This window comes from Bradyrhizobium sp. ORS 278, assembly GCF_000026145.1.
Lineage (GTDB): Bacteria > Pseudomonadota > Alphaproteobacteria > Rhizobiales > Xanthobacteraceae > Bradyrhizobium.
The window spans coordinates 3,276,531-3,289,892 of the sequence record NC_009445.1; the positions used below are offsets into that span (position 1 = coordinate 3,276,531).

The window sequence follows — 13,362 nt, forward strand, 5'->3', positions numbered from 1 at the left end:
GAATACGATGGGTCAAAAGATCAATCCGATCGGTCTGCGTCTCGGCATTAACCGGACCTGGGATTCGCGCTGGTTCGCCGGCAAGGCCGAGTACGGCAAGCTGCTGCATGAAGACGTCAAGATCCGCGAGATCCTGCACAAGGAGCTCAAGCAGGCGGCCGTCGCCCGCATCGTGATCGAGCGTCCGCACAAGAAGTGCCGCGTCACCATCCACTCGGCTCGTCCGGGCGTCGTGATCGGCAAGAAGGGCGCGGACATCGACAAGCTGCGCAAGCGCGTCGCCGACATCACTTCGTCGGACGTCGTCATCAACATCGTCGAGATCCGCAAGCCGGAGCTCGATGCCACGCTGGTCGCCGAGTCGATCGCGCAGCAGCTCGAGCGCCGTGTTGCGTTCCGCCGCGCCATGAAGCGCGCCGTGCAGTCTGCGATGCGTCTCGGCGCCGAGGGCATCCGCATCAACTGCTCGGGTCGTCTGGGCGGCGCCGAAATCGCCCGCATGGAGTGGTATCGTGAGGGCCGGGTGCCGCTGCACACGCTGCGCGCCGACATCGACTACGGTGTGGCTACCGCGTTCACGACCTTCGGCACCTGCGGCGTGAAGGTCTGGATCTTCAAGGGCGAGATCCTCGAGCACGATCCGATGGCACAGGACAAGCGGATGAACGAGGGCGGTGGCGAAAGCCCGTCGCCGCGTTCGCGCCGCGACGCGGCCTGATCGATCAGCCGCGACAAGACAGGTTTGAGGGCTCAAAGCCATGATGCAACCAAAGAAGACCAAGTTCCGAAAGGCGCATAAGGGCCGTATCCACGGCGTTGCGTCCTCGGGCGCAACGCTGGCCTTCGGCCAGTTCGGGCTGAAGGCGATGGAGCCGGATCGCGTCACCGCGCGCCAGATCGAGGCCGCCCGTCGTGCGCTGACCCGTCACATGAAGCGCGCCGGCCGCGTCTGGATCCGGGTGTTCCCGGATCTGCCGGTGTCGAAGAAGCCGGCCGAAGTCCGCATGGGCTCCGGCAAGGGTTCGCCGGAATTGTGGGTGGCCCGCGTCAAGCCGGGCCGGGTGATGTTCGAGATCGACGGCGTCAGCAACCAGATCGCCCGCGAGGCGCTGACCCTGGCCGCTGCCAAGCTGCCGATCAAGACGCGCTTCGTCGAACGCATTGCGGAGTAATGGTCATGGCCGAGATGAAGATTGCCGACATTCGCGCGATGAGCCCCGACCAGATGGACGATGCTATCGTCAATCTGAAGAAGGAGCGCTTCAACCTGCGTTTTCAGCGCGCCACCGGGCAGCTGGAGAACACCGCCCGCCTGCGTGAGGCGCGCCGCGACATCGCCCGTATCAAGACCATCGCCGCGCAGCAGCGCGCCAAGACGAAGTAAGAGGCTCGACATGCCGAAACGGACCCTCCAGGGCGTGGTCGTCAGCGACAAGCAGGCCAAGACCGTGGTCGTGCGCGTCGACCGGCGCTTCACCCACCCGATCTACAAGAAGACCATCCGCCGCTCGAAGAACTACCACGCTCACGACGAGAGCAACGAGTTCAAGCCGGGCGACATGGTGTGGATCGAGGAGAGCAAGCCGATCTCCAAGCTCAAGCGCTGGACCGTGGTCCGGGGCGAGCACAAGAAAACCGCCTGAGGCGCGTGACGCGGCCCGGATCGAAGGGGCCGGTTTCGCTTTCGGGATCATAAAAGGCGCAGCTTTCCTGCGCAGTAGATGAAGAGGACGAGGTGCATCAATGATTCAGATGCAGACCAACCTCGACGTGGCCGATAATTCCGGCGCACGCCGTGTCATGTGTATCAAGGTGCTGGGCGGCTCGAAGCGCCGCTATGCCACCGTCGGCGACATCATCGTGGTGTCGATCAAGGAAGCCATTCCGCGTGGCAAGGTGAAGAAGGGCGACGTCATGAAGGCCGTCGTGGTGCGCGTCCGCAAGGACATCCGCCGCGCCGACGGCTCGGTGATCCGCTTCGACCGCAACGCGGCCGTCCTGATCAACAACCAGTCGGAGCCGGTCGGCACCCGTATCTTCGGGCCGGTGCCGCGCGAGCTGCGCGCCAAGAACCACATGAAGATCATTTCGCTTGCGCCGGAGGTGCTGTGATGGCTGCCAAGATCCGCAAGGGCGACAAGGTGATCGTCCTGACCGGCCGCGACAAGGGTCGCACCGGCGAGGTGTTCGAGGTGCGTCCGGACGCCGGCACGGCGCTGGTGCGCGGCATCAACCTGGTCAAGCGTCACCAGAAGCAGACGCAGAACCAGGAAGGCGGCATCATCACCAAGGAAGCTCCCATCAACCTGTCGAACGTCGCTTACGTCGGCAAGGACGGCAAGCCGACGCGCATCGGATTCAAGATTCAGGCGGACGGCAAGAAGGTCCGCGTTGCCAAGAGCTCGGGAGTTGAGATCGATGGCTGAGACCGCTTACACCCCGCGCCTCCGCACGGAATACGACCGCAAGATCAAGAGCGCGCTGACCGAGAAGTTCGGGTATGCCAACGTCATGCAGGTGCCGCGGCTCGACAAGGTCGTGCTGAACATGGGCATCGGCGAGGCCGTCAACGACCGCAAGAAAGCGGAGACGGCGGCGGCCGACCTGTCGCTGATCGCCGGTCAGAAGGCCGTCGTGACCTATTCGCGCGTCGCCATCGCGACCTTCAAGCTGCGTGAGAACCAGCCGATCGGCTGCAAGGTCACGCTGCGCAAGGCCAAGATGTACGAGTTCATCGACCGGCTGATCAACGTCGCGCTGCCGCGCGTCCGCGACTTCCGCGGCCTGAACCCGAAGAGCTTCGACGGCCGCGGCAACTATTCGCTCGGCATCAAGGAGCACATCATTTTCCCCGAGATCGACTTCGACAAGGCCGGGGAGAGCTGGGGCATGGACATCACGGTGTGCACCACCGCGACGACCGACGACGAGGCCCGTGCCCTTCTGACCGCATTCAATTTCCCGTTCCGGCAGTGAGCAGCTGACTTTCGAAGCTTCTCAAACGCGGATACCCAGGAGCCAAGCATGGCAAAGAAGAGTTCAGTCGAGAAGAACAACCGGCGCAAGAAGATGGCGAAGAACGCCGCTCCGAAGCGCGCCCGGTTGAAGGCGATCATCGCCGACAAGGACAAGCCGATGGAGGAGCGCTTCGCCGCGACCCTGAAGCTTGCCGAAATGCCGCGCAACTCGTCGACCACCCGCATCCGCAACCGGTGCGAACTGACGGGCCGTCCGCGGTCGAACTACCGCAAGAACAAGCTGAGCCGCATCGCGCTGCGCGAGCTCGGCTCCAAGGGCCTGGTTCCGGGCCTCGTGAAGTCGAGCTGGTAAGGAGGGTCGAACATGTCAACGCACGATCCCATCAGCGATCTGATCACCCGCATCCGCAACGCGCAGATGCGCTCGAAGTCGAAGGTCACGACCCCCGGCTCGAAGATGCGCGCCAGCGTGCTCGAAGTGCTGAAGTCCGAGGGCTACATCCGTGGCTATGCCACGATGGAGCATCCGTCGGGCCGCAGCGAGATCGAGATCGAGCTGAAGTATTTCGACGGCGAGCCCGTCATCCGCGAGATCGAGCGGGTCTCCAAGCCCGGCCGGCGCGTCTACACCTCGGTGAAGAACCTGCCGCGCGTGAACAACGGGCTCGGAATTTCTGTTTTGTCGACGCCGAAGGGAATCATGGCCGACCATAGCGCGCGTGACGCGAATGTCGGCGGTGAAGTTCTCTTCACGGTGTTCTAAGAAGGATTGAGCCATGTCACGAATTGGCAAGAAGCCTGTGACGGTGCCGTCCGGTGTGACCGCCACCGTCGACGGTCAGACCGTCAAGATGAAGGGCCCGAAGGGCCAGCTTCAGTTCCTCGTCCACGACGACGTCGAGGTGAAGTTCGAGAACGGCCAGGTCAAGGTTGCCCCGCGCGCCGAGACCAAGCGCGCCCGCTCGCTCTACGGCACCGCGCGCGCCCAGATCGCCAATCTGGTCGAGGGCGTCACCAAGGGTTTCGAGAAGAAGCTCGAGATCACCGGCGTCGGCTACCGCGCCGCGATGCAGGGCAAGAACCTGCAGCTCGCGCTCGGCTACAGCCACGACGTCGTCTACCAGATCCCGGAAGGCATCACGATCGCCGTGCCGAAGCCGACCGAGATCACGATCACGGGCATCGACCCGCAGCGCGTCGGCCAGGTGGCCGCCGAAATCCGCGCCTACCGGCCGCCGGAGCCCTATAAGGGCAAGGGCGTGAAGTACGCGGGTGAATTCATCTTCCGCAAGGAAGGCAAGAAGAAGTAACGGAGCCGGACATGTCGAGAGCAAAGGTTACGAATGCCCGGCGCAAGCAGCGCGTGAGGCTGTCGCTGCGCCGCTCCGCCGGCGGCCGTCCGCGTCTGTCGGTGTTCCGTTCGTCGAAGCACATCTACGCGCAGGTGATAGACGACCAGAAGGGCGAGACGATCGCCTCCGCGTCGTCGATGGAGAAGGAGATGCGTTCGGCCGGCAACACCGGTGCCGACATCGATGCGGCGAAGGCGGTGGGCAAGCTGCTCGCCGAGCGCGCGGTGAAGGCCGGCATCAAGGAAGTCGTGTTCGATCGCGGCGGCTATCTCTATCACGGGCGCGTCAAGGCGCTGGCCGATGCGGCGCGCGAGAGCGGGCTGAGCTTCTAATATCAACGGATTTGGGCGCGAGAGCCCCACAGAAGATTGGATAGCACCATGGCAGGTGAACGGGAACGAGGCGGTCGCGATCGCAAGGAGCGTGAGGAGCGCGACAGCGAGTTCGTCGACAAGCTCGTCCACATCAACCGAGTCGCGAAGGTCGTGAAGGGCGGTAAGCGCTTCGGCTTTGCGGCGCTCGTCGTGATCGGCGATCAGAAGGGCCGGGTCGGTTTCGGCCACGGCAAGGCGCGCGAAGTGCCGGAGGCGATCCGCAAGGCGACCGACTCCGCCAAGCGCAATTTGACCCGCGTCGCGCTGCGCGAGGGCCGCACCTTGCACCACGACATCTTCGGTCGTCACGGTGCGGGCCGCGTCTATCTGCGTGCGGCTCCGGCCGGTACCGGCATCATCGCCGGCGGCCCGATGCGCGCCGTGTTCGAGACGCTGGGCATCCAGGACGTGGTGGCGAAGTCGATCGGCTCGTCCAACCCGTACAACATGGTGCGCGCGACCTTCAACGCGCTGAAGCATCAGGACAGCCCGCGCTCGGTCGCTGCCCGCCGCAACATCAAGGTGTCGACCCTGCAGGCCCGCCGCGTCGGTGGCGATGCCGAGGCAGCCGCCGACTAACGAACGCGCGCCGCCTCTGGCCGGCGCATCTCGGAGTTAAGGACAATGGCTGACGCCAAGACCATCAAGATCGAGCAGATCGGCAGCCCGATCCGCCGGCATCGCTCGCAGCGCTCGACGCTGATCGGGTTGAAGCTCAACAAGATCGGCCGTGTGACCGAGCTGCCGGATACGCCGGCGGTGCGCGGCATGATCACCAAGGTTCATCATCTCGTACGCATCGTCGACGAGAAGTAAGGAGAAGGGCGATGAAGCTCAGCGATATCGCCGACAATGCCGGCGCGCGCAAGAAGCGCATGCGCGTCGGCCGCGGCATCGGCTCCGGCAAGGGCAAGACGTCCGGCCGTGGCGGCAAGGGCCAGACCGCGCGCTCCGGCGTGCGCATCAAGGGCTTCGAAGGCGGTCAGATGCCGATGCATCGCCGTCTTCCGAAGCGCGGCTTCAACAACATCTTCGCGCTCGATTTCGTCGAGATCAATCTCGACCGGATCCAGCAGGCGATCGATGCCAAGAAGCTGGACGCCGGCAGCGTGATCAACGCCGAGTCGCTCGTGAAGTCGGGCGCGCTGCGTCGGTCCAAGGACGGCGTGCGTCTGCTCGGCCGCGGCGAGCTCAAGGCGAAGATCAACATCGAGGTGTATGGCGCCTCGAAGTCGGCGATCGCGGCGGTCGAGAAGGCCGGCGGCACCGTGAAGATCCTGGCGCCCGCCAAGGATGAAGGCGAGGCGGCGTAACTTCTGCGTCATTGCCCCGTCGCCGGCTCATGCTGGAGAGGGCGGGGCGATGGACAGATCGCGCTCGCGTACCAGATAATATCCGACGTCCGCCCCAAGCCCCGCGAGCCCTCGCGGGGCTGATCTGGTCAAGAAGGGCGGCGGGAGAAAGCTAAGACATGGCCTCAGCAGCGGAACAACTGGCGGCAAACCTCAATTTCGGCGCGCTTGCAAAAGCCGATGAGCTGAAGAAGCGCATCTGGTTCACCCTCGGCGCGCTGCTGGTCTACCGCCTCGGCACCTATATTCCGCTGCCCGGCATCGACCCGAATATCTGGGATTCAGTGTTCCGCACCCAGGCCGGCGGCATTCTCGGCATGTTCAACATGTTCGCCGGCGGCGGCATCCACCGCATGGCGATCTTCGCGCTGAACATCATGCCGTACATCTCGGCATCGATCATCATCCAGCTCCTGACCACGGTGTCGCCGCAGCTCGAAGCCCTCAAGAAAGAGGGGGAGGCGGGCCGCAAGATGCTGAACCAGTACACCCGCTATCTGACGGTGATCCTGGCCGCCGTGCAGTCCTACGGCATTGCCGTGGGGCTCGAGGGCGCCGGTAACGTCGTCGCCGATCCCGGCCTGTTCTTCCGCCTGTCGACCGCGATCACCCTGACCGGCGGAACCATGTTCCTGATGTGGCTCGGCGAGCAGATCACCTCGCGCGGCATCGGCAACGGCATCTCGCTGATCATCCTGTCCGGCATCGTCGCCGAGCTGCCGTCGGCGCTGGCCAACATGCTCGAGCTGGGCCGCCAGGGTGCGCTGTCCACTGGCCTGATCCTGATCGTCATCGTGATGGCGGTCGCCGTGATCGCCTTCATCGTGTTCATGGAGCGCGCCCAGCGCCGGCTGCTGATCCAGTATCCGAAGCGCCAGGTCGGCAACAAGATGTTCGAGGGCCAGTCCTCGCATCTGCCGCTGAAGCTGAACACCTCGGGCGTCATCCCGCCGATCTTCGCCTCGTCGCTGCTGCTGCTGCCGACCACTGTTGCCAATTTCAACGCCGGCAAGGGGCCGGAGTGGTTCCAGTGGATCACCACCCAGCTCGGTCACGGCCGGCCGCTGTTCCTGGTGCTGTATCTGGCGCTGATCCTGTTCTTCGCCTTCTTCTATACCGCGATCGTGTTCAACCCGACCGAGACCGCCGACAACCTCAAGAAGCATGGCGGCTTCATCCCGGGCATTCGCCCCGGCGAGCGTACCGCGGAATATATCGACTACGTCCTGTCCCGAATCACGGTGCTCGGCGCCATCTATCTGGCGATCGTGTGTCTGATCCCGGAAATTCTGATTTCCTACGCTTCCGTCCCGTTCTACTTTGGTGGCACTTCGCTTCTGATCGTTGTCAGCGTTACGATGGATACCGTGGCGCAGGTTCAGGGTTATCTGCTCGCCCATCAGTATGAGGGGCTGATCAGGAAGTCGAAGCTGCGGGGTCGCCGCCGCTGACAGCGGCGGATCGCGGCCCGGGAACCAAAAAGCCAAGAACAAGGTGTGCGGGAGGATCGCTCACCGTGTGCCGGGGGGCGAAATTTAGATGAGACTCATTCTCTTGGGACCGCCCGGTTCGGGCAAGGGCACGCAGGCGCAGCGTCTGGTGCAGCAATATGGTATCGTCCAGCTCTCGACCGGCGACATGCTGCGCGCCGCGGTCGCGGCGCAGACGCCGATCGGGCTGAAGGCCAAGGACATCATGGCCGCCGGCGGCCTGGTGCCGGACGAGGTCGTGGTCGGCATCATCGCCGACCGGATCGAGCAGCCTGACGCGGCCAATGGCTTCATCCTGGACGGCTTCCCGCGCACGGTGCCGCAGGCCGAGGCGCTGGATGCGCTGCTCAAGCAGAAGCAGATGAATCTCGACGCGGTCATCGAGCTCCGGGTCAACGAGGGTGTGCTGCTGGAGCGCGTCGAGCGCCGCGCTGCCGAAACCCGCGCCCGCGGTGAGGCGGTGCGCGCCGATGACACTCCCGAGGTGTTGACCAAGCGGCTGCACAGCTATCGCGACCAGACCGAGCCGCTGATCCACTATTATTCCGACCACCGGATGCTGGCGACTGTCGACGGCATGATGCCGATCGAAGAGGTCACCGAGGAGATCGGCCGGATCCTGGCTGCGGTGGGCAAGAGCGCGGGCAGCCGGGCGGCCAAGAAGGCGAGCCCCGCCAAGCGCAGCGCCAAGACGGCGGCCCCACCTAAGGCGGCCAAAAAGGCGGCCAAGAGGGCGTCCAAGACCGCCGCGCCCGCCAAGAAAGCGGCCAAGAAGGCTGCCAAGCCGGCTAAAACCGCCAAGAAGGCGGCCAAGACCGTGAAAAAGACCGTGAAAAAGGCCGCGAAGAAGTCCTCCAAGGCCGCTGCCAAGGCGACCAAGGGAACCCGGAAAACCTCTTCAAAATCTGCAAAAAAGCGCAGCAAGGGGTGACCGAATCTTCTAGGAGCGGTTGACGACCGCCGTGTGAATCCATTAATAAGCCCGCATCCAAGTCGGATAGTTTTCCAAAGATGCCGGGCCCCACGAATCGAGGGGTGGGCGTCTTGTTCGCGTTTGCGGACACCTGCCCGAAATAGCGACAGAGAAGGCCGGTCCGACCTGGGATCGGCGACAGGAGAGAAGTCCGTGGCCCGTATTGCCGGTGTCAACATCCCGACCAACAAGCGCGTCCTGATCGCGCTCCAGTATATCCATGGCATCGGCCCGAAGATCGCGGGCGAGATCATCGAGAAGGTGAAGATTGCCGAGGATCGTCGCGTCAACCAGCTGAGCGACCAGGAGGTCCTGCAGATCCGCGAAATCATCGACCGCGATTACGTCGTCGAGGGTGACCTCCGCCGTGAGACCGGCATCAACATCAAGCGCCTGATGGACCTCGGCTGCTATCGCGGCCTGCGCCATCGCCGCGGCCTGCCGGTGCGCGGCCAGCGGACCCACACCAATGCGCGCACGCGCAAGGGTCCGGCCAAGGCGATCGCCGGCAAGAAGAAGTAATTGGCGAATTGCGAATGAGCGGGTAGCGGGTAGGGGAAGCCCTTCTCGCTATTCGCCATTTACCATTCGCTCGTTTGGTGTAGCCGCTGGCATTACGGCGGCGTTGAGATCTCGAGAAAGGTACTTATATGGCCAAGGAAGCCGCACGTGTCCGCCGTCGTGAGCGCAAGAACATCGCCTCCGGCGTCGCCCATGTGAATTCGTCGTTCAACAACACCACGATCACCATCACCGACGCGCAGGGCAACACCATTGCCTGGTCGTCCGCTGGGACGATGGGCTTCAAGGGATCGCGCAAGTCGACCCCGTATGCCGCCCAGGTCGCGGCGGAGGATGTGTCCAAGAAGGCCCAGGAGCACGGCATGCGCACCCTCGAGGTCGAGGTGGCCGGTCCGGGCTCCGGACGTGAGTCGGCCCTGCGCGCGCTGCAGGCCGCGGGCTTCACCGTCACCTCGATCCGCGATGTGACGACGATCCCGCACAATGGTTGCCGTCCGCGCAAGCGTCGTCGCGTCTGATCCGAAGGAGGCGGGCAGCATGTCCGCCTTTTCTTGCTTTTGAACCTTTTCGATAACCGCGATCCGATGCGCGGTTCTCCAACGCCAGTCAGTCGTCCCCCAGACGGACTGGCCCATGGGTGAAACAGTGACGATCCAGAAGAATTGGCAAGAATTGATTCGGCCGAACAAGCTCCAGGTCACGCCGGGCTCCGACGCGACTCGTTTCGCCACCGTGGTTGCCGAGCCGCTGGAGCGCGGTTTCGGCCAGACGCTGGGCAATGCGCTGCGCCGCATCCTGCTGTCGTCGCTGCAGGGCGCCGCCGTGCAGTCGGTGCACATCGACGGCGTGCTGCACGAGTTCTCCTCGATCGCGGGCGTCCGTGAGGACGTCACCGACATCGTGCTGAACATCAAGGACATCTCGATCAAGATGCAGGGCGAAGGCCCGAAGCGGATGGTCGTGAAGAAGCAGGGTCCGGGCGCGGTCACCGCCGGCGACATCCAGACCGTCGGCGACATCGTCGTGCTCAACCCCGACCTGCAGCTCTGCACCCTGGACGAGGGCGCCGAAATCCGTATGGAGTTCACGGTCGCGACCGGCAAGGGCTACGTCCCGGCCGAGCGTAACCGTCCGGAGGACGCGCCGATCGGCCTGATCCCGATCGACAGCCTGTTCTCGCCGGTCCGCAAGGTCTCCTACAAGGTCGAGAACACCCGCGAGGGCCAGATCCTCGACTACGATAAGCTGACCATGACGATCGAGACCAACGGCGCGATCTCGCCGGAGGACGCGGTGGCCTATGCCGCGCGCATCCTGCAGGATCAGCTCAACGTGTTCGTCAACTTCGAGGAGCCGCGCAAGGAAGTCGCCCAGGAGATCATCCCGGACCTCGCCTTCAATCCGGCCTTCCTCAAGAAGGTGGACGAGCTCGAGCTGTCGGTGCGTTCGGCGAACTGCCTGAAGAACGACAACATCGTCTACATCGGCGACCTCGTGCAGAAGTCGGAAGCGGAGATGCTGCGCACTCCGAACTTCGGCCGCAAGTCGCTGAACGAGATCAAGGAAGTGCTGGCCCAGATGGGTCTGCATCTCGGCATGGAAGTGCCGGGCTGGCCGCCGGAGAACATCGACGAGCTGGCCAAGCGCTTCGAGGATCACTACTGAGCATTCGTCATTCCGGGACGGTCCGTAGGACCGGACCCGGAATCTCGAGATTCCGGGTTCGATGCTGCGCATCGCCCCGGAATGACCACCTCCACCGGGCGAACGCAGGCAGCCCACCTGAGCAACATGTCCGACGAACCGTCGCGGCAGATTGAAATTGAGGACTCAAGACAATGCGTCACGGCAAGGTTCATCGGAAGCTCAACCGCACCGCCGAGCATCGCAAGGCGATGTTCGCAAACATGTGCGCGTCGCTGATCAAGCACGAGCAGATCGTCACCACGCTGCCCAAGGCCAAGGAGCTCCGGCCGATCGTCGAGAAGCTCGTGACCCTCGGCAAGAAGGGTGGGCTGGCGCTGCGCCGTCAGGCGATCGCCGAGATGCGCGACGTCGACCAGGTCAAGAAGCTGTTTGACGTGCTGGCGCCCCGCTACAAGGACCGCAACGGCGGCTACACCCGCATCATCAAGGCCGGCTTCCGCTACGGCGACAACGCCGCGATGGCCGTGATCGAGTTCGTCGATCGCGACGTCGATGCCAAGGGCCAGGATTCCGGCCCGGTGCAGGAGACCTCGGAAGCCGCGTAAGCGGCACCGATCCCTGGGATTGCAAGACGGCGCCTTCGGGCGCCGTTTTCATTTGGATGCTCCGTAGCCCGGATGAGCGCAGCGACATCCGGGTTCATCCTCACAGCTCGTGAGACCCCGGATATCGCTGCGCTCATCCGGGCTACGCACCTGAATTGCCTGACATGGACTGGAGCGCCGCGCATGGGCACCGCAGAGCTGCACGTTGCCTACGAGCCGGATGACGACGGCACCGGAAAGATCATCGCCACGGCCAGGGCCGGCGCGTTTGCCGCCCGCGGCGAGGCGTGGTTCGGCCGCGAACTGGATGATTTCGTCAAAGGGCTGCGCGCCTATCCGCTGTCGTGGGACAAGCCGCCGAAGATCGAAGGTGGTTACGACGAGCGTAGCCTAGCTCAATGCCTCGTCCGAATCGTGATCAAACCATTTGATTTCAGCGGGCATTTGCTGGTGCATGCAGACCTCGCCACGGTCGTTCATAGCGCGCTGGGTGCCGATGTGCAGAACAGCGCCTCGATCCGCTTCCTGACCGAATACGCGATCCTCGACCGCTTCGCCGTCGACTTCGAGGAGCTGCTGAACGGCCGGTGCAAGGTCGCGGTCCTGACGGGGACCACGAGCTGAGGGGCGGCCCCCGATCCGATTTTTGATGAACTGTAGCCCGGATGAGCGAAGCGACATCCGGGATCATCGCCGCAACTCGTGAGACCCCGGATGTCGCTTCCGCCTTAGCCTTGCAGGCCTTGGCGGACAAGCCGCTCATCCGGGCTACCCTCAAAAAGGATCAGTTCTGCGCGCAGCGCGTTGGGGTCGGCGCAATGGCGACCTACATGCGTTGCTCCAGCACTACGGAGAGCTGCTCATGCATATCGACCTCTCGGGTAAAACCGCGCTTGTCACCGGTTCCACAGCCGGCATCGGCTTTGCGATCGCCAAAGGACTCGCCGCGTCCGGCGCGGAGGTGATCCTCAACGGACGTGCCCAAGGCCGTGTCGATGACGCCGTCGCGCGCCTGAAGCAGGCAGTGCCGTCCGCCAAGGTCCGCGGCGTCGCCGGCGATGTCGCCCAGGTCGACGGCGGCAACGCCATCGTCACGGCAGTCCCCGAGGTCCACATCCTCGTCAACAATGCCGGGATCTTCGAGCCGAAGGACTTTTTCGAGATTCCCGACGAGGACTGGAGCCGCTTCTTCGAGGTCAACGTGCTCTCCGGCGTGCGCATGGCGCGCGCCTACATGCAGGGCATGCTGAAGCGCAACTGGGGCCGCATCATCTTCATCTCCTCGGAGTCGGCGCTGAACATCCCGACCGAGATGATCCACTACGGCATGACCAAGACCGCGCAGCTGTCGGTCTCGCGCGGCCTCGCCAAGCTGACGCGCGGCACCGGCGTCACGGTCAATTCCGTGCTGCCGGGTCCGACGATGTCGGAAGGCGTGGAGACCTTCGTCAAGGATCTGGCGCGGCAGAACAGCCAGTCGGAGCAGGAAGCGGCATCGGCTTTCGTCCGGCAGCACCGCCCAGCCTCGCTGCTGCAGCGCTTCGCCAGCGTCGACGAGATCGCCAACTTGGTCGTCTACGTCGCGTCCAAGGAGGCCTCCGCAACCAACGGCGCCGCGCTGCGCGCCGAGGGCGGCATCATCGATACGATTGCGTAGTCGTCGTTGCGTAGCCCGCATGAGCGCAGCGACATGCGGGTCCACACGCACAGCGCGTGAGACCCCGGATGTCGCTTCGCTTATCCGGGCTACGACATGAGGCCAGATGCCCGCCTACGTTATTTCCGAAGTCGAGGTGCGCGACAGCGATGCCATGGAGCGTTACCGCAGCGCTGCCGCGCGCTCGATCGCGCAGTATGGCGGCCGATATCTGGTGCGCGGCGGTGCCGCCGAAACCGTCGAAGGCGGGCCGCTGGCCAAGGCACTGATCATCGTCGAGTTCCCGTCGATGGCGCGGCTGCGCGAATGGTATGCGTCGGCCGAGTATGCCGAAGCGCTGCGCGACCGCTGGAACGCACTGGACCGTCGGCTGATTTTCGTCGAAGGTGTTGCACCTGCGTAAAATCCGGAC

23 protein-coding genes are annotated in these 13,362 nt (G+C 64.1%); all 23 read left to right on the forward strand.

From position 1 onward, the window contains the following. Positions 1-7: 7 nt before the first annotated feature. The 23 genes from rpsC to BRADO_RS14505 all read left to right on the forward strand — a co-directional run bounded on the left by rpsC (position 8) and on the right by BRADO_RS14505 (position 13,353). On the forward strand, positions 8-718 hold the full coding sequence (gene rpsC / locus BRADO_RS14395; RefSeq protein ID WP_006611844.1) for a 30S ribosomal protein S3: 711 nt from the start codon (positions 8-10) through the stop codon (positions 716-718). A 40-nt stretch (positions 719-758) separates the two neighbouring features. Beyond that, complete coding sequence (gene rplP / locus BRADO_RS14400) at positions 759-1,172, forward strand: 50S ribosomal protein L16 (protein ID WP_006611845.1); 414 nt, start codon at positions 759-761, stop codon at positions 1,170-1,172. Positions 1,173-1,177: 5 nt separating this feature from the next. Next, on the forward strand, positions 1,178-1,384 hold the full coding sequence (rpmC, locus tag BRADO_RS14405) for a 50S ribosomal protein L29 (RefSeq protein WP_006611846.1): 207 nt from the start codon (positions 1,178-1,180) through the stop codon (positions 1,382-1,384). A 10-nt stretch (positions 1,385-1,394) separates the two neighbouring features. Continuing rightward, complete coding sequence (gene rpsQ, locus BRADO_RS14410) at positions 1,395-1,643, forward strand: 30S ribosomal protein S17 (protein WP_006611847.1); 249 nt, start codon at positions 1,395-1,397, stop codon at positions 1,641-1,643. A gap of 100 nt (positions 1,644-1,743) precedes the next feature. Beyond that, positions 1,744-2,112 carry a 50S ribosomal protein L14 gene (gene rplN, locus BRADO_RS14415; protein ID WP_006611848.1) on the forward strand — a complete coding sequence of 123 codons (369 nt, stop codon included), beginning with the start codon at positions 1,744-1,746 and terminating at the stop codon, positions 2,110-2,112. After that, entirely contained in the window at positions 2,112-2,426 is a 315-nt protein-coding gene (gene rplX / locus BRADO_RS14420) for a 50S ribosomal protein L24 (RefSeq protein ID WP_006611849.1), read from the forward strand. Before rplN ends, rplX begins: the two co-directional genes overlap by 1 nt. Further along, positions 2,419-2,976, forward strand: a complete 558-nt coding sequence (gene rplE, locus BRADO_RS14425; RefSeq protein ID WP_006611850.1) for a 50S ribosomal protein L5 — start codon at positions 2,419-2,421, stop codon at positions 2,974-2,976. Before rplX ends, rplE begins: the two co-directional genes overlap by 8 nt. A 48-nt stretch (positions 2,977-3,024) precedes the next feature. Next, positions 3,025-3,330 carry a 30S ribosomal protein S14 gene (gene rpsN / locus BRADO_RS14430; protein WP_035656627.1) on the forward strand — a complete coding sequence of 102 codons (306 nt, stop codon included), beginning with the start codon at positions 3,025-3,027 and terminating at the stop codon, positions 3,328-3,330. A gap of 12 nt (positions 3,331-3,342) precedes the next feature. After that, entirely contained in the window at positions 3,343-3,741 is a 399-nt protein-coding gene (rpsH, locus tag BRADO_RS14435; protein ID WP_006611852.1) for a 30S ribosomal protein S8, read from the forward strand. Positions 3,742-3,754: 13 nt separating this feature from the next. Continuing rightward, entirely contained in the window at positions 3,755-4,288 is a 534-nt protein-coding gene (rplF, locus tag BRADO_RS14440) for a 50S ribosomal protein L6 (protein ID WP_008963473.1), read from the forward strand. A gap of 11 nt (positions 4,289-4,299) precedes the next feature. Further along, positions 4,300-4,662, forward strand: coding sequence for a 50S ribosomal protein L18 (gene rplR, locus BRADO_RS14445; RefSeq protein WP_011926054.1), 363 nt, complete (start codon positions 4,300-4,302; stop codon positions 4,660-4,662). A 48-nt stretch (positions 4,663-4,710) separates the two neighbouring features. Next, on the forward strand, positions 4,711-5,283 hold the full coding sequence (gene rpsE / locus BRADO_RS14450) for a 30S ribosomal protein S5 (RefSeq protein ID WP_006611855.1): 573 nt from the start codon (positions 4,711-4,713) through the stop codon (positions 5,281-5,283). Between the two features lie 45 nt (positions 5,284-5,328). Next, the gene (gene rpmD, locus BRADO_RS14455; RefSeq protein WP_011926056.1) at positions 5,329-5,520 is read left to right on the forward strand and encodes a 50S ribosomal protein L30; all 192 of its coding nucleotides are present in this window, start codon (positions 5,329-5,331) and stop codon (positions 5,518-5,520) included. A gap of 11 nt (positions 5,521-5,531) precedes the next feature. Further along, entirely contained in the window at positions 5,532-6,017 is a 486-nt protein-coding gene (rplO, locus tag BRADO_RS14460) for a 50S ribosomal protein L15 (RefSeq protein ID WP_011926057.1), read from the forward strand. Positions 6,018-6,175: 158 nt separating this feature from the next. Continuing rightward, positions 6,176-7,507 (forward strand): preprotein translocase subunit SecY, encoded by a 1,332-nt coding sequence (gene secY / locus BRADO_RS14465; protein ID WP_011926058.1) that lies wholly within the window; start codon positions 6,176-6,178, stop codon positions 7,505-7,507. Positions 7,508-7,595: 88 nt separating this feature from the next. Beyond that, the gene (locus BRADO_RS14470) at positions 7,596-8,477 is read left to right on the forward strand and encodes an adenylate kinase (protein ID WP_011926059.1); all 882 of its coding nucleotides are present in this window, start codon (positions 7,596-7,598) and stop codon (positions 8,475-8,477) included. A 195-nt stretch (positions 8,478-8,672) separates the two neighbouring features. Next, positions 8,673-9,041, forward strand: coding sequence for a 30S ribosomal protein S13 (gene rpsM, locus BRADO_RS14475; protein WP_008963796.1), 369 nt, complete (start codon positions 8,673-8,675; stop codon positions 9,039-9,041). Positions 9,042-9,169: 128 nt separating this feature from the next. Further along, positions 9,170-9,559, forward strand: coding sequence for a 30S ribosomal protein S11 (rpsK, locus tag BRADO_RS14480; protein WP_006611861.1), 390 nt, complete (start codon positions 9,170-9,172; stop codon positions 9,557-9,559). Between the two features lie 115 nt (positions 9,560-9,674). Next, on the forward strand, positions 9,675-10,706 hold the full coding sequence (locus BRADO_RS14485) for a DNA-directed RNA polymerase subunit alpha (RefSeq protein ID WP_011926060.1): 1,032 nt from the start codon (positions 9,675-9,677) through the stop codon (positions 10,704-10,706). 173 nt (positions 10,707-10,879) lie between these two features. Further along, positions 10,880-11,293, forward strand: coding sequence for a 50S ribosomal protein L17 (gene rplQ / locus BRADO_RS14490; protein ID WP_011926061.1), 414 nt, complete (start codon positions 10,880-10,882; stop codon positions 11,291-11,293). Between the two features lie 183 nt (positions 11,294-11,476). Next, entirely contained in the window at positions 11,477-11,917 is a 441-nt protein-coding gene (locus BRADO_RS14495; RefSeq protein WP_011926062.1) for a hypothetical protein, read from the forward strand. Positions 11,918-12,155: 238 nt separating this feature from the next. Beyond that, a complete protein-coding gene (locus tag BRADO_RS14500; protein WP_041757500.1) occupies positions 12,156-12,950 on the forward strand; it encodes an SDR family NAD(P)-dependent oxidoreductase in 795 nt (264 codons plus the stop codon). A 106-nt stretch (positions 12,951-13,056) separates the two neighbouring features. Beyond that, positions 13,057-13,353 (forward strand): DUF1330 domain-containing protein, encoded by a 297-nt coding sequence (locus tag BRADO_RS14505; RefSeq protein WP_041756498.1) that lies wholly within the window; start codon positions 13,057-13,059, stop codon positions 13,351-13,353. The last annotated feature ends 9 nt before the right edge of the window (positions 13,354-13,362 follow it).